The sequence below is a fragment of the Limosilactobacillus secundus genome (assembly GCF_020784695.1).
Lineage (GTDB): Bacteria > Bacillota > Bacilli > Lactobacillales > Lactobacillaceae > Limosilactobacillus > Limosilactobacillus reuteri_F.
Genome location: NZ_JAJGUA010000042.1, coordinates 23,393 through 46,374, shown reverse-complemented (window position 1 = coordinate 46,374; position 22,982 = coordinate 23,393). Strand labels below are relative to the sequence as shown.

25 protein-coding genes and 2 pseudogenes are annotated in these 22,982 nt (G+C 36.0%); 14 read left to right on the top strand and 13 right to left on the bottom strand.

Features of this window, described 5'->3' with window-relative positions; genetic code table 11:
- Positions 1-10 precede the first annotated feature (10 nt).
- Positions 11-1,018 carry an NADP-dependent oxidoreductase gene (locus tag LMB57_RS07825; protein WP_229271587.1) on the bottom strand — a complete coding sequence of 336 codons (1,008 nt, stop codon included), beginning with the start codon at positions 1,016-1,018 and terminating at the stop codon, positions 11-13.
- A gap of 328 nt (positions 1,019-1,346) precedes the next feature.
- Here LMB57_RS07825 and LMB57_RS07820 point away from each other — a divergent pair, with 328 nt between their 5' ends.
- Together LMB57_RS07820 and LMB57_RS07815 are read left to right on the top strand one after the other, a co-directional pair.
- Positions 1,347-1,667: a carboxymuconolactone decarboxylase family protein gene (locus LMB57_RS07820; RefSeq protein WP_229271588.1), complete on the top strand. Its 321-nt coding sequence runs from the start codon at positions 1,347-1,349 to the stop codon at positions 1,665-1,667.
- Between the two features lie 266 nt (positions 1,668-1,933).
- Positions 1,934-2,134, top strand: coding sequence for an SDR family NAD(P)-dependent oxidoreductase (locus LMB57_RS07815; protein WP_229271589.1), 201 nt, complete (start codon positions 1,934-1,936; stop codon positions 2,132-2,134).
- 275 nt (positions 2,135-2,409) lie between these two features.
- Here LMB57_RS07815 and LMB57_RS07810 read toward each other — a convergent pair whose 3' ends face one another.
- The 4 genes from LMB57_RS07810 to LMB57_RS07795 all read right to left on the bottom strand — a co-directional run bounded on the left by LMB57_RS07810 (position 2,410) and on the right by LMB57_RS07795 (position 6,587).
- Positions 2,410-3,702, bottom strand: coding sequence for an FAD-binding oxidoreductase (locus LMB57_RS07810; protein ID WP_229271590.1), 1,293 nt, complete (start codon positions 3,700-3,702; stop codon positions 2,410-2,412).
- Between the two features lie 121 nt (positions 3,703-3,823).
- Positions 3,824-4,474: a PepSY domain-containing protein gene (locus LMB57_RS07805; protein WP_229271591.1), complete on the bottom strand. Its 651-nt coding sequence runs from the start codon at positions 4,472-4,474 to the stop codon at positions 3,824-3,826.
- 104 nt (positions 4,475-4,578) lie between these two features.
- Positions 4,579-5,910, bottom strand: coding sequence for a sensor histidine kinase (locus LMB57_RS07800; RefSeq protein WP_229271592.1), 1,332 nt, complete (start codon positions 5,908-5,910; stop codon positions 4,579-4,581).
- Positions 5,907-6,587, bottom strand: coding sequence for a response regulator transcription factor (locus LMB57_RS07795; RefSeq protein WP_229271593.1), 681 nt, complete (start codon positions 6,585-6,587; stop codon positions 5,907-5,909). The genes LMB57_RS07800 and LMB57_RS07795 overlap by 4 nt, the downstream gene beginning before the upstream one ends.
- A 366-nt stretch (positions 6,588-6,953) precedes the next feature.
- Between LMB57_RS07795 and LMB57_RS07790 the strand changes: the two genes are divergently transcribed.
- The gene (locus tag LMB57_RS07790; protein WP_229271594.1) at positions 6,954-7,631 is read left to right on the top strand and encodes a dihydrofolate reductase family protein; all 678 of its coding nucleotides are present in this window, start codon (positions 6,954-6,956) and stop codon (positions 7,629-7,631) included.
- A gap of 123 nt (positions 7,632-7,754) precedes the next feature.
- Here the strand turns inward: LMB57_RS07790 and LMB57_RS07785 are convergent, their stop codons facing one another.
- Complete coding sequence (locus LMB57_RS07785) at positions 7,755-8,063, bottom strand: hypothetical protein (RefSeq protein WP_229271595.1); 309 nt, start codon at positions 8,061-8,063, stop codon at positions 7,755-7,757.
- Positions 8,064-8,601: 538 nt separating this feature from the next.
- Here LMB57_RS07785 and LMB57_RS07780 point away from each other — a divergent pair.
- The 6 genes from LMB57_RS07780 to arsC all read left to right on the top strand — a co-directional run bounded on the left by LMB57_RS07780 (position 8,602) and on the right by arsC (position 13,072).
- Positions 8,602-9,087: a DUF3278 domain-containing protein gene (locus LMB57_RS07780; protein ID WP_229271596.1), complete on the top strand. Its 486-nt coding sequence runs from the start codon at positions 8,602-8,604 to the stop codon at positions 9,085-9,087.
- A gap of 357 nt (positions 9,088-9,444) precedes the next feature.
- Positions 9,445-10,707 (top strand): GHKL domain-containing protein, encoded by a 1,263-nt coding sequence (locus tag LMB57_RS07775; RefSeq protein ID WP_229271597.1) that lies wholly within the window; start codon positions 9,445-9,447, stop codon positions 10,705-10,707.
- A gap of 12 nt (positions 10,708-10,719) precedes the next feature.
- Positions 10,720-11,487, top strand: coding sequence for a LytR/AlgR family response regulator transcription factor (locus LMB57_RS07770; RefSeq protein WP_229271598.1), 768 nt, complete (start codon positions 10,720-10,722; stop codon positions 11,485-11,487).
- A complete protein-coding gene (locus LMB57_RS09880; RefSeq protein ID WP_324255232.1) occupies positions 11,465-11,785 on the top strand; it encodes a cysteine peptidase family C39 domain-containing protein in 321 nt (106 codons plus the stop codon). Before LMB57_RS07770 ends, LMB57_RS09880 begins: the two co-directional genes overlap by 23 nt.
- Positions 11,786-11,808: 23 nt before the next feature.
- The gene (locus LMB57_RS07760) at positions 11,809-12,303 is read left to right on the top strand and encodes a prolyl-tRNA synthetase associated domain-containing protein (RefSeq protein WP_229271599.1); all 495 of its coding nucleotides are present in this window, start codon (positions 11,809-11,811) and stop codon (positions 12,301-12,303) included.
- Between the two features lie 358 nt (positions 12,304-12,661).
- Complete coding sequence (gene arsC, locus LMB57_RS07755) at positions 12,662-13,072, top strand: arsenate reductase (thioredoxin) (RefSeq protein ID WP_102816242.1); 411 nt, start codon at positions 12,662-12,664, stop codon at positions 13,070-13,072.
- A 69-nt stretch (positions 13,073-13,141) separates the two neighbouring features.
- Here arsC and LMB57_RS07750 read toward each other — a convergent pair whose 3' ends face one another.
- Positions 13,142-14,161: a serine hydrolase domain-containing protein gene (locus LMB57_RS07750; protein ID WP_229271600.1), complete on the bottom strand. Its 1,020-nt coding sequence runs from the start codon at positions 14,159-14,161 to the stop codon at positions 13,142-13,144.
- 215 nt (positions 14,162-14,376) lie between these two features.
- Here LMB57_RS07750 and hpt point away from each other — a divergent pair, with 215 nt between their 5' ends.
- Together hpt and LMB57_RS07740 are read left to right on the top strand one after the other, a co-directional pair.
- A complete protein-coding gene (hpt, locus tag LMB57_RS07745) occupies positions 14,377-14,916 on the top strand; it encodes a hypoxanthine phosphoribosyltransferase (protein ID WP_229271601.1) in 540 nt (179 codons plus the stop codon).
- 128 nt (positions 14,917-15,044) lie between these two features.
- Positions 15,045-15,722 (top strand): MgtC/SapB family protein, encoded by a 678-nt coding sequence (locus LMB57_RS07740; protein ID WP_229271602.1) that lies wholly within the window; start codon positions 15,045-15,047, stop codon positions 15,720-15,722.
- 209 nt (positions 15,723-15,931) lie between these two features.
- On the opposite strand, the pseudogene LMB57_RS09875 reads toward LMB57_RS07740, so the two are convergent.
- The 3 genes and pseudogenes from LMB57_RS09875 to LMB57_RS07725 all read right to left on the bottom strand — a co-directional run.
- Positions 15,932-16,105 (bottom strand): annotated as a pseudogene (locus LMB57_RS09875) (HI_0552 family protein); the annotation flags it as partial.
- A gap of 27 nt (positions 16,106-16,132) precedes the next feature.
- Positions 16,133-16,456, bottom strand: coding sequence for a branched-chain amino acid transporter permease (locus LMB57_RS07730; protein WP_229271603.1), 324 nt, complete (start codon positions 16,454-16,456; stop codon positions 16,133-16,135).
- Complete coding sequence (locus tag LMB57_RS07725) at positions 16,443-17,135, bottom strand: AzlC family ABC transporter permease (protein WP_229271604.1); 693 nt, start codon at positions 17,133-17,135, stop codon at positions 16,443-16,445. The genes LMB57_RS07730 and LMB57_RS07725 overlap by 14 nt, the downstream gene beginning before the upstream one ends.
- A gap of 105 nt (positions 17,136-17,240) precedes the next feature.
- On the opposite strand from LMB57_RS07725, the gene LMB57_RS07720 reads away from it, so the two are divergent.
- Positions 17,241-18,650, top strand: coding sequence for an aminotransferase-like domain-containing protein (locus LMB57_RS07720; protein ID WP_229271605.1), 1,410 nt, complete (start codon positions 17,241-17,243; stop codon positions 18,648-18,650).
- Positions 18,651-18,691: 41 nt separating this feature from the next.
- On the opposite strand, the gene LMB57_RS07715 is transcribed toward LMB57_RS07720, so the two are convergent.
- Together LMB57_RS07715 and LMB57_RS07710 are read right to left on the bottom strand one after the other, a co-directional pair.
- The gene (locus tag LMB57_RS07715) at positions 18,692-20,266 is read right to left on the bottom strand and encodes an amidohydrolase (RefSeq protein ID WP_229271606.1); all 1,575 of its coding nucleotides are present in this window, start codon (positions 20,264-20,266) and stop codon (positions 18,692-18,694) included.
- Positions 20,267-20,402: 136 nt separating this feature from the next.
- Positions 20,403-21,080, bottom strand: a pseudogene (locus LMB57_RS07710) (alpha/beta hydrolase); the annotation flags it as partial.
- On the opposite strand from LMB57_RS07710, the gene LMB57_RS07705 reads away from it, so the two are divergent.
- Together LMB57_RS07705 and LMB57_RS07700 are read left to right on the top strand one after the other, a co-directional pair.
- A complete protein-coding gene (locus tag LMB57_RS07705; protein ID WP_229271607.1) occupies positions 21,053-21,235 on the top strand; it encodes a hypothetical protein in 183 nt (60 codons plus the stop codon). The pseudogene LMB57_RS07710 and the gene LMB57_RS07705 sit on opposite strands and share 28 nt — an antisense overlap.
- 131 nt (positions 21,236-21,366) lie before the next feature.
- The gene (locus LMB57_RS07700; protein WP_229271608.1) at positions 21,367-22,014 is read left to right on the top strand and encodes a pilin; all 648 of its coding nucleotides are present in this window, start codon (positions 21,367-21,369) and stop codon (positions 22,012-22,014) included.
- A 98-nt stretch (positions 22,015-22,112) separates the two neighbouring features.
- Here LMB57_RS07700 and LMB57_RS07695 read toward each other — a convergent pair whose 3' ends face one another.
- Positions 22,113-22,976: an aldo/keto reductase gene (locus LMB57_RS07695; protein ID WP_229271609.1), complete on the bottom strand. Its 864-nt coding sequence runs from the start codon at positions 22,974-22,976 to the stop codon at positions 22,113-22,115.
- Positions 22,977-22,982 lie beyond the last annotated feature (6 nt).

Genomic DNA, 22,982 nt, shown 5'->3' with positions numbered 1-22,982 from the left:
TATTTCTTATTTACTTTTTACTCATATCGATAATTATTTTACCTTTATTATGTCCTTGCTGAACTTTTTCCATCGCTTGGGAAACTTCATTCAATGAGAATATTTTTCCAACTGCGGGGTGAATTTGATTTTTAACCAAGACCTGGCTTGCATCTGCTAATTGTTGACCATTGGCTGTAACAAATAAAAATTGATAGTCTATTTTCTTTTTGGCTGCTTCTTTTTCAATACTACGGGATGCAAGACTAAAAAGTCCTTGTTTGAATTTACCCATTTTCATTCGTTTAGCAAATTCCTTATTAGGCATTCCACGTAAAGATACGAGCTTCCCATGAGGACGTAAAATTGCCATCTGCTTAATTGTTTCTTTTCCACCTAATGTATCTATTACTAAATCAATTCCTGAAAGAACCTTTGTGTAATCTTCTTTGGTGTAATCAATAAATTTACTTACTCCAAGTTGTTCAACATATTGCTGCTTTTGTGGACTACCGCTAGTAATTACTTTAAGTCCTTTTGCCACTGCAATTGGAATCGCCATGGCACCGAAACTCCCTGTCCCACCAGAAATAAATAATGTCTGTCCTGGCTGTGCTTGTAACAATTCAAGAGCCTGGATTGCTGTTAAAGCAGTCAAAGGAACACTAGCCGCTTCTTGATCGGTAAGGTATTCTGGTACATGGGCAACTGCAGATTGATTAACTACTAATTCTTCAGCAAACGCACCAATATTATTTACTGGATTGCGCCCATATACGCGGTCACCTACCTTAAATTTAGTAACATTTTTACCAGCTTGTTGAACAAGTCCTACGAATTCATTTCCCAGTATTTGTGGCAATTTATATGGGGTAACTAATTTCAAATCACCATGCGCTATTAAATTGTCCAATGGATTCACGCCGGCCGCTTTAACTTCAATTAGTAGGTCATCAGGTCCGAACGGCGGCAAAGAAGCATTGCTAATTAGTATTTGTGGAGTCTTTTTATTGTATTTAGTAAGTTGCGCTGCTTTCATAATAATCCTCACTTTTTCTTATCTTTATCAACCATAGCGAATTAAGAAAATAGCGTCAATAAAGTAGCTCTAACATGTGTTTCATGTTTTAATTTTTATTTTTACTTCCTAGTATTATATCTTTTAATGTCTTACTAAAAATGCATTAATTGCACTATTATTATTCAATAAGTTTTTGTCTTGCCTTATTTTATTAGTCAAAAATAAAAACTGCTAACTATTCATTTTTTGCATTATTACCTACTTAATATTGGTATTTTCAATTTCTTCTTTCTAGGCTTATAGTAAAAGTAATCAAAAATAACAGTGTTGAGAAAGGAAGATTTTCATGGCTAAGAAACAAACAGCTGGTCGCGACCAACTTGGTGATTTCGCCCCTAAGTTTGCAGAATTAAATGATGATGTATTATTCGGACAGGTTTGGTCACGGGAAAACGAACTAAGCCTTCGTGACCGGAGTCTTCTAACCATTACCGCTTTAATTACAAAGGGTGCCTTTGAACAACTCCCTTACCACATGCAAACTGCTAAGAACAACGGCATTACAAAAGATGAAATTGCGGAAATTATTACTCAATTGGCCTTTTATGTTGGATGGCCGAATGCCTGGTCTGCATTCAACGTTGCTAAAAAAGTATGGGACGATTAAAAGATTAATTTAAAACGTATCTTTAATGGTGCATTTTTTTATTTTCGGCCTATTGTGATTTGATCTTGTAAAAAGAGCCTTCCTTTTATTGGCTGCACGATCCCAGCTCAACCGCTAACAATAAAGTAGGGGCCCTCGCCGTTAAATTACGTACTAATTATTGATACAAATTAGCCACTGGCATCATATGATATTACTTCTCCTTTTCTTCAACCTATAATGTAATCAACATCAAATGAAGGATAAGATTTTGAGGAGGAATTATTATGTCAAAAGAAACTGCTTTAATTACTGATACCACCGGTGGTCTGGGAATGGAATTTGTTAAGATCCATGCACAAAAAGGTGGTAACCTGGTTTTAGTCGGACGAAATCCGCAAAAACTTGCCCAGCTCAAGTATGATATTACTAACAAATACCACATTAAAGTAATGGCGATTGCCGTGGACTTTACACAATTCTGGTAGGCTCCCTTCTAGGTGAACATGGAAATATATGGATATCTGTCAACCATACCAGTTGACAGATATCCAATTAAACAGCTTAATCCCAGTAGAATACCAGAATCAAGCTGCTTAACAACTTTATATATTTACATGTTCACTTGACAGGATGCGATTCATTTTCTCCCGGCCTCAACTGTTTTCCCGAACGATATCAGCCCGTGCTTCAATTCCTTGATTGAGAATCCTTAACTTGAGATTGACTCCGTACCCCCGCGATTGGTTGCATATTATCATTATTACATTGTTAATCTTTCATCAATTATGTGTGGTGACTTAACATTAAGTTTCCGAAGCATCTTTTCGACATTTAAGATGACATGAGCTGGTCCCACGATAAAGTAGAGCCCTTGATCAATTTCTTTAGGTGACAATTCTTTTTTTATTGATTCTTCCGTAAAACGACCTTCTTTTGCAATAACCGTAATATTAGGATTTTTCTTTAATTTTTCCAGGGCTTTTTCAAAATATAGGCCGTTCTTTTTTGATGAAGACCATAATATTTTTATTTGTCGTTGATTTCCATATTGTTCTGCCAAGCTAAGAAGGGGTGCTAACCCTGATCCTAACCCGTAAAACACTAATGGTTGATCCTTAGGTAATTTACGAATAATGCGATCAAATTGTCCGTATGGCCCTTCTAAATATACTCTTGTTCCAATTTGTACTGATGGGATCTTTTTTGTAAAATCCCCAAGTTTTTGGATCGTAAAGGCAATTTCATGAGGGTTATTTTTAGGGGCGGACGTAACGGAAAAAGGATGCTTTTCCCTCCCAATTGATTTACTGCCCCTAAAAGATACAAAGTAAAAGTCACCGGCTTGATAAGCTGGATCGGTTTTATCTAACTTAATTACTAACTGTTGAGTATTCGGTGCAAGCTGTTTATTCGCTATCACTGTTCCATTTGTTTTAAACAGCGTGATAAATTTTGCTAACAAGTAATAACCAATAATGATATAAGTATACGCATCAAATATTGTTATAAAACTTGTCATCTCGCTAAAATTATCTATTAAGTGAACATGCAACCAGATCAGTAGGATTAATAGTAAGTTTAAGCGGTGGATCCAGACAGAAACTTGATGGGAGCAAATTATGCTTAACTTTAGTTTAATTTGACGAAGCAGCTTAAAGCGGTCAACTAACCATCCCGACATAAAGACAATCGCGTAAATTATACCGACAATTGCCAAGTACCAAGCAATATCTCCCGTCATTTCAACAAGGTGATCAGCGCCGGGACTTAAAAATTTGTGAGCAGTCGCAGCAATCAGCGCTGCAACGCCTAACGAAGCATGCAAAAAATACATTGAAGGGATTCCAATATACTTTTCAAGCCATCTTGGACGAGTTGAGAGGAAAATGATAACCAACCACCAAACATAGGCCAATATCCCCACATCATAAGCAAAAAGATCTTCATAATCAGCCGTTAATTGACTATTTGTCAAGATAATTAACGGTAATGGAATAACTGCTAAAGCAACTATCCACGTAATATATAAGGCTAAAGGGTGTTTCTTTAACATTTTTGTCCTCCTCGTATTTATTACATGACCAGCAACTGAAGAAAAAGCACTCGTTGCTTTAAGAAGGCGATTCATCCCCCACTTATAGAAGTGGGGGATGAAGGCGCAAATTATGGATAAATTAATGGTCGTTTTCCACGGCTAATACTTTTTTCGAACCGGCATCAATCTTAACTTCTTTAACTGTTCGGCCATCTTTTACTTTAACTTCCCAAACAGCTTGATTTTCCTTTTCTTGTTCTAATTTCCATTCGATCGCACTACCCTTTTTAGCGGCTTCTTCGGCAATTTGGCTCGCTTCATCACGGCTAATTGCCTTACCTGGATCTAATGTGTATTCCTTCTCATTTTGGTCAAGCTTTTCAGACTTGTTAGAGATTAGTTTGCCATCCTTGGCATTGACTTTAACCTTGTATTCGTTGGTATTGTCAAAGCCTTTTACCTTGTACACATATTTTCCCTTGTCACTTTCCAGCTCTACTTCATTGAGGTGTTTATCTGGGTACTTCTTGTTAAACTGATCAATTGCAGCCTGTTGGTCAATCTTGATGTCGCTCTTATTAGCTAACTTTTCATGTTTCACCGCGGCTTCGATTTGAGCATGATAACCATCCATTGCGGCGACACCAGCAATGCCTCCAGCTCCTAACACAAGTCCTCCACAAACACAGGCGGTAATCAGAACCTTTTTAGTCATCTTTGGGAACTTCCTTGCTTTCTTCTTGTCTGGCTTTGGTTGTTGGTCTTGTCTTTTTTCAATTTTTTCAGTCATTTTTATTCTTCCCTTCTTAACTTTAATTGGTAATTTTATTTTACGAAATAATCTCTCAACTAAAACCAAGAACAGGTGAAAGTATGATGAAGAAATCTTCATTTTTATTTTGGAAGGTAAACCGTAAAAATGGTCCCACTTGGTTCATTACCGCGTATCGTGATTTTTCCGTGGTATTTTTCGATAATCATTTTGACAATCGCCAGGCCAATCCCTGAACCAGCAACCTTATTAGAGTGTGATTCATCTTCACGGTAAAATCTTTCGAAAACTTTTTCCCGATTTTCCCTAGCAATTCCCTGCCCTTGATCGGCGACGCTTAATATTATTTGGTGATCATCTGCCGTTAATTGGACATTAATCGTTGAATCAGGAGGTGAATATTTGGCCGCGTTTTCTAAGAGATTATGAACAAGACTTTGAAAATCTCCGGTAATTATCCGATAAGATAGCTCTGGGTCTAAATCGGTAATAATCTTTTGGTGATATGCCCCTTGAAGGGATTTAACTTCTGCGAGAACAACTTGTGATAAGTTGATTTCGGTTAACTTTTTCGTTTGATGTCCTTCTAAGATCAACAGCTCATTTATTAATTGACTCATTCGTTGCGCTTCTTGGTCAATATACTTTAATGACTTAGCAATTAATTCTGGATGTTTATCCCCGTGCCTTCTGATTAAATTTACATGTCCCAGAATTCCGGCAAGGGGGGTCTTTAACTCATGAGAGGCATTCGCAATAAATTCTTTTTCTCGTTGCATTACCTGATACTGCCGGCCTAATAATTGATTAAAGGACTGCGCAACTTTGTGTACCTCTAACGGCTGTTTAGGGACCGTCAAAGTCTGCAATCGATCACTTTGGGGCGTGATTGCATCGATCTCAGCGCTCAAATTTGTCAGGGGCTGGGTCCACCGGTGTGCCAAGCGACGAATGATGGGGAGAGCCACGATGCTTATTACCAGGTTGATTAACAAGGTCACTATCAGCAACCAACCCGTTAATTTGATTAAATCATCAACATTAATTGCTACTTTCACGGTGCGATGATGATGGACCTTTTCCTGCCGTAGATAATAGACCCCATGACGGGTTAACTGTAGATTTTTAAGGGCTAACTTGCGGTGGTCAATGCGCTTAAAAATTTTACGCGCTTTGGGCGAGGTATATCTCCGTTCTCCATCAGTAATCTCGATTGCATCATCATCTTGCCGCGCAACATACGCATTCAAAAAAGTTTCCCGATTTTGATTTTCGGGCCAGTCTTTTTCAATGGTCTCAATTACTTCTTCGGCCTGATCATCAGCATAACGATAGATTAAGTTAGTAGCTGTAACCACAAAGAGCAGATTAATAACTACCAAAATAATTGCAAATAGCATTAGAAAAAGGCGGGTTAATTGTCGAGATGCAGTTACTGCTCGTGTGGTTTTCATTGTTCATCACCTAATACATACCCAATCCCCCGCACAGTTCTAATTGAGTCACGATATTTCCCTAACTTATTGCGTAAAGCCCGGATATAGACATCGACCGTATTGGTCTGGCCGTCAAAATCATAACCCCATATTTCGTTAAGAAGGTCATCACGGGTTTGGACTACTCCGGGTTCTTTAATGAGGGTCGCCATGAGGGAAAATTCTTTCGGGGTTAAATGCACCTGTTTCCCATCCACCATAAATTGATGTTTCAGTAAGTTTATTTCAAATGGTCCAAAATGGTAGTCAAGCTTGTCTACTTTTTCTTGACCTAGCCGTCGTAAAGCAACCCTAATTCGAGCTAAGAGTTCCTCTATTTCAAATGGTTTAGTAATATAATCATCTAATCCTTGGTCAAGTGCCATGCTAATATCAGAAGTTTGGCTACGGGCGGTAATCATAATAATCGGCACATTGCTTGATTGACGAATTCGTCGGAGAACAGTTAGCCCATCGTAAACGGGGAGCATCCAATCTAATAAAATCAAGGTTATTTCTTTTTCTTTGAATATTGCTAGGGCCTCGCGCCCATCTTTTGCCCAGATAACTTCATAGCCTTCGAGTTCTAATTCGGTTATCAAGAAACTAGCAAGGCTCTCTTCATCTTCAACTAACATAATTACAGCCTTATTCATTTTTTGATCCTCCAATTGCTTGTCTTGTATTCTATTTTAGCTGTTTTATGGTAATTGAAGGTAAAAAAAGTTTCATATGAAACTTTTAAAATTCTTGTTCAAGTTGATATAAATCATTAAGGAAATGAGCAACAACCGTTAATTCATCTATTAACGGAAACACCCTCCTTTACATAAAAGTCATGAATACTAACCTTGTCATTAGGATGTATTTCCCTATAGATATCAACGAAAAAGATAAAATTGCAATTATAGTTTCTAGCTACCTCATTATTACCCTTAATCAGTTACTCATTTTTTACATAGTATTTCAAATAACAACCTCCTTAACCTATGATGGAATTAGATATTAGAGAGGCTTTATAAATGAACAAACCATATATTATCGTTCATATGATGACATCAGTTAATGGACGAATTGACTGTGGAATGACGACCCAATTAGCTGGCGAACCCGAATACTATTCTACATTGGACAGTTTAAATGTTCCTACAAGTATTAGTGGACGTGTTACTGCAGAAACTGAATTGACCCGTGGTGGAAAATTTAATCCACAAAACAAAGAAATTCTTGGTAAAACTGACTTTGCTAAAAATGCGACAGCTAATAGTTATAATATCGTTGTCGATACTAAGGGAACTTTACAATGGGGCAAGGAAAATGGCAATAACTTCCCTCAGCTCATTATTACGAGTGAACAAGTTACGAAAGTTTACCTTGATTACCTCAACGGCCAAAACATTTCATGGATCGCAGCTGGGAAAGATCAAATTGACTTGGCTAAAGCAATGGAAATTCTTGCTGATGAATTCAATATTGACCGTTTAGCAATTGTGGGCGGCGGAAAAATCAATGGTGGTTTTCTAGAAGCGGGATTAGTTGATGAAATCAGTATTTTAATTGGGGCTGGTGCCGATGGGCGAACCGGTCAACCAAGCCTTTTTGATGGTCGTCCAGAAAGCAGTAATCCAATCGCTTTGCAATTAAAAGATGTTGCAAGTTTTGATGATGGAGCGGTCTGGTTACGGTATTCGGTTAAGTAACTGAAATTTGAACGCATAGGATCGTAGTAAATCACCAGGATTCTATGCGTTTATACTTTAAAAACAAGAAAACAAAGGTATGGTCCCAATATTCAACCGGGATCATACCTTTTATTCTCTAGATTATTGCTTTTTAAGTTTCTTTAGATAGAAAAACAAGATAAACAATCCTATTACTATACACGCCAATGCACCCGGCCATAAATCTGCCCGAATAATTAAAATAAACACGGCATATGAGATTAGTGCTATCCCTCCTAAGAAAGAATATTTTTTCTTCAAACAACTAATCAGCCAAATTATTGCACCCAGTAAGGAATCGCTGGCCATAACAATGTTTTTATCATAAACATAATATATACAAAGGCCAAAAAATATTAATATTGCAATTATATTCCACTTATTCTTTTTTAAAAAATTAATCAAAATCATCAAAACTCCCCATGATAGTCGAAACAACTTTTCCCTCCGACTCTAACTATTCTAGAAGCCAGTTCAGCCTCTAAAATAAAATATAAAGAAAACTATTCCAATTAAGATCAAAATTACAGAAACTATCCATGTGCTTGGATGAACTATAAAAAGTAATAATCCATATATTATGAACAATAGTGCTTGCAGATATAAAAATTTCTTCCCTAGATTACTAATTAATAGTGAAAGTCCACAAAAGATTGACATCGATATCATGCCAAAATTGTAATCAAATATTAAATACATAAAAGCTATGGCAAAAAAATATAATGGATCAAACAGAATTTTTTTCATAATAATTTCCTTCTCAATTTCTATACTTTAAGCATAAAGTAAATTAAGACAGCTAAATAAAAACTTCTAATTTGTACAAATTACACTCATATCCTGCTTCAATATCCTAATACGCTAAAATTCCACTAAAATTAGAAGAAAATTATTAAAAAAGATAAATTATGTTATGGTAAAAAACAAACTTTTTAAGAGGAGTAAATTAATGAATAATAAACTTTTTCAATGGTTCTATAATATGCCCAAATTAACAAATCAAGATAATAAAGATTATATGGCGAAGATTAGTCTTAATATCGCTGTTAGCCTATTTCTTTTTAACCTCGTTGCAGTTCTTATTTCTTTTTTCATTGTTACTACAACAGAGAATTATGAATTGTCTTTTAATATTTTAGCTGGGGCGTTACTGATTTTTACTGTTTATATTGTTGGTGGCTATTCTATATATGCAAAACGTAAAATTAATAGAGTCGTGACTCATGATAACACACATATTGTAAAGAATAGTTTTGCCTCAGCTGTATATATAACACTGATTATTTATTTACTTAATTCTCTTACAAATGCTCTTAGTTTTCATACTTCACTCATTAGCGAATTAAAAAATCCTATGAGTTATATAATCCCAACTGTAATTGGGATTATATATGGGGTGCTTATGGCTATTATTACATGGTATAGGAGTAAATAATTAAGTATGTTTTTATTAAGAAAGATTAACTGAAAGTAATTTCCTTATTGAGAAGTTAAACAAAAATTTAACATTTATTATTTTTTGCTAACGGAATAATCGGACTCATTTCTTACAGAATTTGAACCTTAAACAACTACTTTTGATTATTTATGATTTTTTTGATGCATCCTGTTAAAATAAATTACTGATAAAACAATAGGAGACATGATATATTTATGCAAAAACTATCAATTCAGCAACTATCTTTAATTAAGGGTGGTGCTATACCCGGTATTAATTATACTGACCATAGTAGTTATGCCAGTTGGATGCTTAAGAAATTAATAAAGCACTAATCTTATAAGAGGTTATACATTGTCTATTCCAATTCAAATTTTTGCTGCAACAATATCAATACTGTTTGATTATATTTTCTTTTTCCTACTTATAAAAATAAGACCGACAAAATATGATATCTGCCCCTTGCTCATAATATTTATTATTGTGTTCTTTATTAACGGACTAGGCTATATTGGATCGTATTTAGTACCATTCTTTGAGGGCAGTTTTCTATATTTAAATTACAAACGAAGGGCATCCAACAAAAAATTGCTAGGTGCTCTTTTAATAACTTTTATCACATCTATATTGATTGCTTTTTTAGCATTTGTTATCGGTAAATTATTCCTTCTATCAACTAATCAACGTCTTGGAATCAATTTAATATTCTCAATAACCATTTTAATTTTCTTTTTCTACTACAATCCAATTAAAAAAATTCAGGAAGGTAATGAAACTCTTAATTTATGGATTTTATTTTACCTTCTTGTCAGCCTAATCATTGTAGGCTTTATAACTTTCACAACAACGGAAGTAACGCCAGCCTTTATTGTTATCTTTTGCTTACTAGTTCTTCAATGCAGTTTTACAGTCTTTATATACCGAATTAGTAAACAAATTCAGCAAAAAAAGCTCCAGCTTCAAGAAAAGAAAGACTTATTATTTCTCATTCAAAACCTAGAAGAAAATCAATCGAAGTTAAGACGATTTAAACATGATTATCAAAACTTACTAAATAGCCTCAAATTAAGTGCCATCCATGGTGATAATCAAGCCTTACTCAATAAATTAGAAAACTATTCTCGAGATAACCTTGGTAAAGATTCTCTTTGGCAATTCCAAGACACTAAAAACATTAAAGATGATGTCTTGCGAAGTATCTTTATTAGTAAATTAAATTCAATTTACCAAAAAGATATTAAATATCATTTTGAATGTTTAACTGAAATTAATGATCTCCCAAATATCGATTTATTTGATTTAATTCGAATAATTGGAATCGCTTATGATAATGCCCTTGAAGAATGCGAAACCTTAAAAAAGTTAGGAGCACGTACTGTAGAAATCAATTCAATGCTGTATCAAAGTGCCCCTAACAAGTTAGAATTTGAAATTAAGAATACTTGTCGAAAGCAGCTTAGCACCAATAAGCTTCATCAAGAAGGAATTACAAATAAGACTAACCATGAGGGACTTGGATTAGCAACTGTAAAAAAAATAGCTAACAAATACCGTAACGTATACATTGCTTACTCTTCTGATAATGGTTACTTTACATTTACAATTTCAATTGAATAGAAAGGAATACTTATGGACTACCATTTACTTGTCTGCGATGATGACAGGACTCAAGCAAAAAATATCGCTACACTACTTAAAATGTCATCAATTATTCTTGAAGAACAAGATATTCATCCGACCATTGATTTGATTGCAACCGACGCAGAGAGTGTATTAGATTACCTTGAGTTTAATAGTGATTTAAATAATATTATTGCCTTTTTAGATATTCAGTTAGATGAAAATTCTAATTCAAAAGGCGGTCTAGATTTAGCTCAAAAGATAAAAACACTTAACGAAAAAGCACAAATAATCTTTATTACAACGCATGAAGAACTAGCTTTTCTCACCTTTCAACGACGAATTAATCCGTTGGACTATATAACTAAAACTACAAACCAACGAGATTTACAAAGACGGCTAACCGAAACCCTAGAACTAGCTATAAGGAACCTGAATGAATTTAACTATATTAAAAAAAATACATTCAGTTATAAAGTTGGTACAAGGATTATAAATGTAAACTTCAGTAATATCCTTTATATCTCTACTACAAAATTCCCTCATAAATTAAAGATTGTTACATCTAATGGTCAAGGGGAATTCTCAGGTGATATTAAAACAATTGAACAAAATTATCCTCTATTTTTCAAGGCTTCTCAGTCTAGCTTAATTAACTTACAAAATGTTGAAACAATTAATACCAAAAAACGGCTTATTAAGTTTTCCAACAATGATTATCTTAAGTATTCTAGAAGCAGAGCTAAAGAATTAAATAATCTATATAAATCAAGTTAATAAGACTGATTGTAGATTAGCAACAGTTCTTCATAATTACGGCTCTAAAATTTCATTAGCAACACTGCGAAAATTTACAAAAACTACTACTGATGGAACTACTGCACTTAGGATTGTAAAAGCAGCAGAAAAGTTAAAAATGAATGTTGAAGCATATCAAGCAGATGCTAGTTTATTTGATTCAAAAGATGTAATTTATCCTTTTATTGCTCATCTCATGAAAAATATAACCTCTCACTCCTTAATTTTGATGGTTTATCCTATAATTAATGTAAGCGTTTCACAACAAGTGATTTAATTATTTAATTAAGGAGCAAAATTATGACATTAGGAACTTATCAGCAAGTCAAGGATGCATTAAAAAAATTTGGAATAACTGACTATACTGTGATTGATCACCCTGCTGCTCACACCACCGAAGAAGCTGATACATATATCGCTGGTCATGAAGGTGTGCGCACTAAAACCATGTTTCTGAAAGGGAAGAAAAAGAATTTCTACATGGTTATTATGGATGATAAAAAACCAATGGACTTTCATAAATTCATGGCCCTAACTGGAGCTAAAAGGGTTTCAATGGCCCGACCAGAGTATCTCCAAGAACAGCTCGGTCTAGCACCAGGAATTGTTTCTCCATTTGGTTTGCTAAATAATGAAGCTCATAATGTTAAGGTCTATTTTGACAAGGACATTGTCGACGAACCGATTCAGACTTTCCATCCTAATGAAAATACCCATACAATTTTTATTAAGACGGATGACCTGTTTAAGTTTCTTAAACAGATTGATTTTGAACCAGAAATTATTGATTTGTAACCACCAGTCGATTACTTATCGCGATTAGCTCCCTCTTTTTTGGGGGAAGTTTTTTTGTCTTGTAATGTTCTCACTAATAGCAAATAAGTTCAAGTAAAAAACAGAGCCACCTTCAGAAATAAGGTGATCCCCCGTCGGGAAATTACATTGTGACATAACGTACCTATTAGGAATAAGTAACAAGCAATATATAAGTCTATTTTAAGCTCGTGTTCACTTTTACTAGTTTTCAACTTAAATTCTCCATTTTCATGAACTTAAATTCCTAACTTTTTCGTGTTATTATATCAATAATTCTGCTTCTCTCTAGTCCCTCAGCCTACTTGATCCTAATTTTATCCCAGGAGATATTACTAAAATGAATAAAATTTATTTCTTATGTACTGGCAATTCTTGTCGCAGTCAAATGGCGGAAGGCTATGCAAGAATTTTTCTAAAAGACAAGTACGAAATCCAAAGTGCTGGTCTTGAAGCTCATGGCGTTAACCCCCTGGCAATTAAAGCAATGGCAGAAGATAATGTCGATATTAGTCACCAACATTCTAAAACGATTAACCCTCATTACTTTCAGGCTGCCGATTTAATTGTTACCTTATGCGGTGATGCTAAAGACCATTGCCCCGTCACCGCTCCCCAAACGCGCAGTATTCATTGGCCCTTGCCAGATCCAGCACAAGCCACCGGAACTCCTGAGCAGCAGCTGCTAATTTTCCGGCAAGTCCGCGATGAGATTAAGCAGCGGATTTTAGCCTTAGCAAGCAACCCGTAAAATTATACTAATATCTAAAAAAATGCCTTCTGAGCAAAACTCATTTGTTTACTCATAAGGCATTCATCGTTATTCCATATAATTATGGAGAATATCATCCGACGTTGCCTTTAATTTTAGATAATCGATATTATTAGAGAACAGCATAATCATTCGTTTCGTCTTGTAATCAGCGACAAAGCAACTGTTATATCCAGGAATACTCCCATTTGCGCGAATAACGTCCCCATCAAAGTAGACTCCACCAAAATAGGCAACTTCTTGATGCTGCGCCTGTTGGTAGTATTCATTAATCATTTTTGGATCTTTCAGCACCTCATTATATACAAACTTCCAGTAATCATTTGGCGATATAAAAAGGTTCCCTGCTCCAAAGTCTGAGGAGGTCGTTACAGTTACCCGGTGCCAATCAACTGTTGGATCCATAGGTTGTGGGATTTCTTTTTTTGAAACTTCAGAAAAGTCTTTAATTTGGTGAAGATGGAGCGGTTTAGCAAAGTTTTTTTGAATATATGCATTATAGCTTAAATGTGCTTGCTTACTAACAATGGCTGCCAATATTTCATAATCAACATCTTGATAATCCCATGTGTGCGTATGATCATACTTGAGATGTTTAAGCATATAAGCGATTTGTGCTTTTTGGCCTCTAAGCGGTTCGAAGGGACGATCATTATTAATCAAGCCACTAGTATGGTTCATTAATTCTCGAATTGTAATCTCTTTACTGCCGTCAATCTGTGGGTAATACTTACTTAGCGAAGTGTCCCAAGCTAATTGCTTTTTTTGTTTTAATTGGTAAACAGCGGTTCCCGTTACAATCTTTTGAAGCGATGCCGTGGGAAATAGTCGATCCGCCTTTACGATTTGATCTTTATTTGTGGTTTCATTATTCTCAATGACAACTGGCTTCCCATCTTTGCCATTAACTAGCATCACTCCATTAATATGATGGTTCTTCATATAATCTTGAAGTTGGTGTTGCGTTTGTTTGTCAACTACTTCTGCCTTTACCTTTGATGGCGTGGTCAATAAGAAGATGGCAAAGGAACAGAGCGTCAAAAAAATATATAAGTTAACTTTTTTCATAATTATAAGTATCCCTTCCAGGCATCCATTTTCAAAAAAATATCTACCTGTATTATACAAATTTTATGCCTCATCTTACAAAATAGAACAAAAATCTGACTTTTCTTACTGAAACACTTTAAATTCATTCGATTTATGTTAAAATTCTAACGTTAATAAATAAAAAACGCAAAAATAGTTCGTAAATAACGAACTTTATCCAAGGGAGCGCTAGTATGAATAACGATGTCGAAAAAGTTTTATATACCCAAGATCAAGTCAATCAACGCTTAGATGAACTTGCCAATACCCTTACTGAAAAATATCACGATGAATTTCCAGTTTTAGTTTCCGTAATGACAGGGGCAATGATTTTCACTAGTGAAATGATGAAGCGCCTTAATTTCAAATTAAATGTTGATTATGTCGATGTTTCTAGTTATAAAGAAAGTTCAGAATCTACTGGAAAAGTTAATTTAATTCAAGATCTTTCCCACGATATTAAGGATCGGCCCGTTATTATTATGGAAGACATTATTGATACCGGTCATACCTTAAAGTATCTTACTAAGCTGTTTTCCGATCGTGGCGCTAAGAGTATTGAAATCTGCTCCCTACTTGATAAACCTGACCGTCGTGAAGTTGACGTGGAGGCCAATTACGTTGGCTTTAAGGTGCCGAATGAATTTATTGTCGGATACGGTCTGGACTTTAATGGGCTTTACCGCAACCTCCCCTTTGTGGGCATATTAAAGCGTTCTATCTATGAAAAATAATGAAGAGGCTGGAGGAAAACTTTAATTCTTTCAGCTTTCTTTTTGGCTTTAAATACTTAAACGCGATATAGTACAGTTAGATTAATAAAATTGATAATAAGTGACTTTTGGTAAAGGAGGCGGAATCGTTGCTTACGCTTGACTGGTGTTTGCGAATGCTGATGGCGGCACTATGTGGTGGCATTATTGGCTTTGAACGAAAAAGCAAGGCTAAAATGGCCGGAATTCGTACTCATGCATTAATCGCAGTTGGTGCGGCGATGGTCATGATTATTTCCAAGTATGGTTTTTTCGATTTACTGAAAGTTACCCACAGTAATTGGAACGTTGATCCATCACGAATTGCCGCACAAGTTGTTAGCGGAATTGGTTTTTTGGGTGCTGGAACCATCATTAACCGCCACGATGAAATAATTGATGGCTTAACAACGGCAGCGGGGATCTGGGTGACTGGTGCCATCGGACTTGCCTATGGGAGCGGTTTATACAGCATCGGCATTATCGGTACTTGTTGTGTCCTCTTCGCAGAAATTATTGGCAAATACCTTGATCAGTTTGCCTTGAAACAAGGTAAGGGATTTTCTTGTTTTATTCAGTTAGCAGGAAATACCAATGACCTGCACGCCCTGATTACTCGATTAAACAAAAAGTATTTTAAAATTCCTCTTAAATACTCGATCTATGATTATAGCGAGGGAAAAATCGCCTGTCAGCTTTATGGTGAATTAAAATCAGGGGTTAAGTCAGAACATGTCTTTACAGATCTTACTGAACTAGAAAATATTAAAAGCGTAGAACTAGAATAAACGGATAAAAACTTTTAAAATATCCTATTCAAAAGCAAATTTTAGTGAATTTGACGCTCAATTATTAGTAAAAGGCATCAGAAGTTTAACCAGCTCCTGATGCCTTTTTGGCGAACGTTTCCAATAAAATGCTTTAGGACATTTCCTATTTAACATCCTTATTAAATTGTTGCTGAACATCTTGACTATTGAGATATTTAGTCAATGGCAGATGTCCAGTAATGGTCACGCAAATTCCAATCATTCGTCCAACTCTCAACGTGAACCTTCGAAAATTCGCCCGTTGGTAATTGACTAACGACGGTTTGATTTACTTTCTTCCATCTCTGCCAAACCTTTTTAAACTTTTCTTTTAACTCTGCAACTTCTTCTGGTAAATTATTTTCTTAGCTCGTGTTTTTTTATCGTTATTAAAATAAATTTAACATCACCATATAAAAGCCAGTTCCAACCAAGATTGATAATGGCATATTTCTTTTCCAAAGGTGAATAAATAACGTTACTAATCCGGCGACGATTTCTAATAATGCCTTACTAGGCTCACCAAAAGAAATATTTCGATAGCAATAAATTACTAATACTCCCATGATTGCTGCTGGGAGGAATTTCCCCAGTTCTTCCAAATAAGGTGATAATTCTTTCGACTGGTCAAAAATCAGAAATGGGATAAAACGGGTTGCCATCGTGACAACTGCTGCGATTAAAATTGAAATAATTTGTTCAGTTAATGTCATTTTTTCTCCTCGTGATTAAGTAATTTAATGAAAACAGCGCGACAAGTGTTACTAATGTCACTAATAAGAAAGCATTCTTGTTGCAAAATAATAAACAAATAATTGCAAATACTAAACCAATCAGAGCATCACGCTGAGTTCGGACATTTTTCAACTGTTCTGTAAACAAAACAATAAAGAGCGCCGTCATTACAAAATCTAAACCTGCTAAGTTTAAGTTAATCATTCCTCCAAGGAGACCACCTAAGCCTGCACCAGCTACCCAACTAAAATAGTTGAACGCGGTTATGTAAAAATAAACATATGAGCGATCAAGGCCATCTGGTACTTTTAACGTTGCATTTAAGGAAAAAGACTCATCACACATTCCAAAAATAAGAATCGGCTTTAATTTTCCTGTATTTGAATATTTTTTTAACATCGTAATGCCATAAAAAATATGTCGTGAATTAACAAGGGCAGTTAAAATGAGAACAGTTAATGGCTGAAAACTTTGGACTAAAAGATTACCAATTACAAATTCAACTGATCCAGCAAAAATGGTAGCGGCCATTAATAATGGATACAAAAAATTAAAGCCCAGTTTATGCATATATATCCCATAGCTGGCGCCTAAAAATATAAAACCAAGCATTACTGGACTAGTTTTCTGAAAAGCATAACGTACTTCCTTTCTCATGGATGACTTATCCCTCCTTAAAATAACTTGAATTTATTTTAAACAGGAGTATTTTATCCATACAAGGAATTAATTGTATGGATTACAATATTGGAGTGATAAACTATGCCTATTAATGATTTCTCCCACTATCAGCTTACCTGGCATCCCGATAAAAATAAGCTGACACGACCAATTTATAAGAGCTTGCTTGACCAACTAAAATCAGCGATTGAGCGTGGAATTCTTACGCCTGGAACGAAACTACCCCCGCAACGCGAACTCGCCGATTATCTCGACATTAATTTCACCACCGTCACTCGCACTTATAAATTAAGTGCGCAACTTGGTTTAACTTATGGAATTCATGGTAAAGGAACCTTTGTTAATTCAAATGGTATCGATCCGTTAACTGCCAATTCTCCTTTGACCCGCACCATCGATCTTGGCTTTGTTGCTTCCTTTGAACAGACAAATCACCTCCTAGACAATATTCTTAGCAACACCATCAAGCAAGGCGCCTCGCAACTTCTAACCTATGATTCACCAACTGGACGTCCGATTGATAAGGAGGCTTTTCGGCATTATCTTAACTGGCTTGGCGTGAAATTAACTCCTACTCAGCACATCCTTATTACAGGGGGAGGAGAAAACTCACTTACATTACTGCTAATGACCTTATTTTCAAGTGGCGATAAGATTGCTGTCGACGAATTTACCTATGCCAACCTGATTGCAACCGCGCAACTAAATAATCTCCATTTAGTAGCGATAAAAAATGATCAAGGCGGGATGAATATTGAAGCATTAAAACGCGCTTGTCAAAACCACAACCTAGCTGGCCTTTATACCATGCCCGAATATAGTAATCCAACTGGTAATATTTTCTCGGTGGCTCGCCGGAAAGAGATCGCAACGATTGCGCAAGAATACGGGCTAAAAATAATTGAAGATGATTACCTAAGTTTTCTTAGTAAAATCAATCCAGAACAGCCGCCGAAAATAATGGAATTACTGCCAAATCAGACCTGTTATGTTTGCAGTATGTCAAAAGTTCTTGCATCCGGGCTCCGTGTTGGTTATCTAATCTTTCCAGCCCAACTCGCCCAGCAAATTAAAAATGGCTTTTTTAACACAACAGTCAAAACGTCAACTCTCAATACAGCAATTGCATCCACGGCAATAAAAGAACATATTGTCCAACAAATAATTCAAAGTAAAATTAGCCTTGCCAAACAAGCTAATATCCTTTTTGAACAATATTTCCCAACTGCTCCCACAAACCAATTAACTGATTATGCCTTTTTTCGTCGATTACCGCTTAAAAATATTCAAAACACATCCAAGATCGAACAAGCCCTCGCTAATATAAATATCCGTTGTTTTGGCTCTGGTCGTTTTCAAGTTAATGCTTCTTCAAACAATCATTTTCTCCGTGTTTCATTGTCCGCAAATAAGTCACTTGATGAGTTAGAAATAGGACTTAAAAAATTACGCGAGTTTTTGCAAAAATCTAATTTAATTTGCTTGAAATAAAAAAGCGAGTATGAAAACTTCCCTTACTCGTCTAATAAAATTTACTTAACTCTCTTTCCTGCCATCCACGTTTCATTAATGTGGATCTTTTTAAGTTCATTATGGGCAACTGTAAAGATGTCATCATTTAAAATAACAAAGTCCGCGGCCTTCCCTACTTCAAGCGTCCCATTATCATCAAAGCCGCCAATTCTAGCACCATCCCGGGTATAACCAAGAATGGCTTGTGGAACTGTTATTGCTTCTTCTGCGTTCACAACATCGCCATTAGCTGCCTTTCTCGTTACAGCCGCATAAATACTATAAAATGGACTATCTGGTTCTGCCCAGGGCGTACATGGGGCATCCGAGCTCAAACCTAACATTGCTTGAGAATTTAACATCGTTTTAACGCGGTAGGCTAATTTAAACTGGGCTGATGAAAGAAAATGCCGATAGGATTCATCTTCCGCAAAGAAAAAGATCGGTTGCGTGACTAGGGCATAATTCATTTTACTATTGGCAATCTCCGCAAACATTTGATCAGTCATTAAGGATGCATGTTCAATTCGTACGGACGGCATCGTTGTTAACCATGGCTCAATATCCTTTGTTACATCAATCACTGTTTTAATTGCTTTATCGCCCATCGCATGCACAGCTAGTTGAAGCTTATTATCACGCGCCATCTTAACTGCTCGCTGAAGTTTTTCCACTGAAGTTAAACTAACTCCCATTTTCCCCGATGGATAAGGATCAGTATTATAAGCCGTTTCACCAGAAATACTACCATCCATAAATACTTTAATCCCAGCAACGCGGAGTTTTTCATCCCCGCTTGGTTGTAGTCCTACCTGTGGATCAATTTCATCAAAGACATAGTAGATCGAGGCTTTCGGACCAAAACCTTGCTTAACTGCATCTTGGTATAGTTTTAAAGAAGTATATGGTTTCATCCGACCCATCATTTCACCAATTGCCACAATTCCTTCTTTAAGATAGTGTTCGGAACTATTAACCATATTCGCTACGTCATTTTCATAACTTTGTGCTGATTTAGCCCGAATAAGAAGTTGAGAAGCAGCCACTTCCCGCATAAAACCAGTTGGTCGGCCATCCGCAAATCGTTCAATTTTCCCACCGACCGGATCAGGCGTATTTTCATCAATTCCTGCAAGCTCTAAGGCTTTAGAATTACCAACTGAAGAATGACAGTCAGAGCGATAAATAAAGATCGGTTGTGTTGTTGACACAACATCTAAATCATCTCGATTAGGGCTCCGATGTTCTGCTAATTTTGTTTCATCAAAACCCCAGCCTTCAATCCACACATCCTCACCTTGACCATATGCAGGAGAGTTGCGAAGTGCTTCTTGCATTTCCTTGATACTATTAACATTTGGCGGGGTACAAGCAACGCCATGAAGTGCATCGGCGATATATTTAGGATGGGTATGACAGTCAATCAATCCTGGCAAAACTGTTTGTCCTTGAAGATCAATAACTTCGCCTTCATCATTAGGTAAATTATCACCAATTCGTTTAACCGTTCCATCTTCAACAACCATACTATTAACAAAGTGTGTTTCATTATCACCAACAAAGATTTTACCGTTAATAAATGTTTGCTTAGGCATTATCGTAACTCCTTTCAACTTCAAATATCCTTACCAAAGATACTTTCATTATAGAATGGAATCGCTTTAAAATGACTTTTATTTAAAATAAAAACGCCATGACTCCTAAGCCATGACGCTTTATAAATATTTTTAACTAATTATTCTGCCGCCTTCTTTCTGGATGTTGCTGTAAAATATATCTTCTAATTAGACTTAAGACTTCCTGATTTTGCGGCAATGCTGAATGTTGGGCTAACTTCCCCGTAACCGTAATCTGAGTATAATGACTAACTACTCCTTGATAAATATACTTTCCAGCAAGCACACTACTTAATGGTACTAACCCATCTTCAACATAATTTTCCGACCCAGCAATCGAGTACATCGTCAGATTGCTGGGTAATTTTTTACGATTTTTAATGAAATCAGTTAGCATTTGTGTCCTCCGATTTGAAGGTTCAGCAAAGTTATATGGTGTCCTGATTGTCATTAATCGCTTTATCCGAATCTGTCGCTCATTAAAATAGTGTTCCAAGAAATAAGTATAGATTAGTCCACCATTCGAGTGCCCAATGCCCTTGAAATTGTTAAAGTTGTATTGTGCTTTTAACTGGTTAAAGGCAGTATTAAACATGCGAGCTTGCTTTTTGACGTTTCTATAGCCATCATGATTATTTTCGAATCCGACGACAATAAAAGGTTCATTATCGCCTTGCCTGATCCGGCCCGTATAAGTGATTTGACCATTGTTATAAACTTTAACTTTTAGCAAACTATGATTCTGCCGGTCATGTTGGTTAATTTTTGCCACCAGCGTATCAAATCGGTTCAGGTGGATATCGTCCTAATGATGTTGCACCCGTATTTAAGATTTTGACAACATATCAAGCTCAAATTAAAAAAATGGTTACAAAAGTTTATCCATGGAATGAATTAGAAACAGCAATTAAATTAGCATCTGATCCCTACCGAGCAATTAAGTACTAAATATAATCTTACCCAGACTAACATATGCAACAGCTAAGAAATTTGGTAAACTGTAAGTGTCTAAAACTAAATGGTCAATCGACGCATTAAACTACGCTGATTGACCATTTTGTGTATTTTAGGAGGAACTTATGGATATCATGGAAATTCTAGGAGACTTATTTAGTTTAATCTTCCTAGGGGCCCTCATTTGTGTGATCATTTTTGCTATTATGTGGTTTCGCACTAATCGCGAGAAGGACAAAGAAAAATATCAAAAGAGTAAAAAATATACAATCATCTCCACCATTATGTTAGTCATAGGCCTTGTTGGTTCAGACATTTTTATTCCTGATGATGAAGAAAACTCAGCTAGTACTGAACAAACTAGTAAAATTTCGTCAAGCAGCAAAACAAGCAGTGCTGAACCCAAAATTGATTCCGAGGTTTCACGCAAACCTACGCAGCACACAATCGACAAGGTTGCTGAAGCCCTAAATAATGACCTCACAACGGCAGATACTGGGAATACCAAATGGACATGGAACGAAGAAGACGCCTGTTGGGAGGCAACACTCGATCAGAATAGTACCATGTACCAGTCAATGAATTCCGGACAAGTATCACTATGGAACAGCTATGTACGAGACATTCAAGAAGCTTCGCAAACAATAGCAGATGAAAAGCTCGATTCTATGGCTACGTTTAAAGTCCTGACACCTACTGATCAAAATAGATGTTTCTTAATTGTAAGTGATGGGAAAATAAAATATAATATTGGCGAAGATTTAACTAACTAAAATTTTTGTCAAGAATATAAAACAACCTAAGTTCAAAAAATGGCACGCCTGTTTAAATGTAATCAGCACTCAAACAGACCTGCCATTTTTATTTATCTTTACATTTTTCCACCGTAAACAGGGTAGATATCAAAATCACCGTAGTCTAATGGCTTTACTCGCCGTAATAGGTCCATATCAGCTTCAGAAATTTCAAAATCAATTTCAGCATTTTCTTTCATGTGCTCTGGATTAGTAGTCTTTGGTAAGACAATCATTCCTAATTGCCAATCATACCGAATGCACAATTGTGGGACTGAAACGTTGTACTTTTTAGCCATCTTTTCAATTACGGGGTTGTCCAAAGCAGCGCCGTGAGCAACTGGCGAATATGCTTCAACCGCAATGTCGTGTTCATGAGTAAATGATAAAAGATTGAATGGCGTATGCCCAATATGAGCTAAAACTTGATCAACAGCAGGGACGGTATCGCTATTCTTGATAATATTTTCAAGATCAGCTTTTTCAAAATTAGAAACCCCAATTGTCCGAATCTTACCTTCATTTACAGCATCTTCCATGGCCCGCCATGCCGCAAGATTTCCTTCAAGGTAACGATTATCGGATTGATTTACTTCTTTCCATGGTTGAGGACTATGGATAAGCATCATGTCGATATAATCAAGCCCCATCTTTTCAAGAGTCTCATCAATCGACTTTTTAGTTATATCATAATCTTTGTGTTCAGCAGCAATCTTTGAAGTAACAAAGATTTTATCCCGATCAATACCGGCTGTTCGTACACCTTCACCGACTCCCCGCTCGTTATCATAAGCCTGAGCTGTATCAATGTGCCGATAACCAATCTTAATTGCATTTCGGACTACTTCAGCTGCTTGGTCATCATCAATCATCCAGGTCCCCAAGGCAAACTTAGGAATCTTTACACCACTGTTAAGCGTAATTGTCTCATCTAAAATCACTGTTCT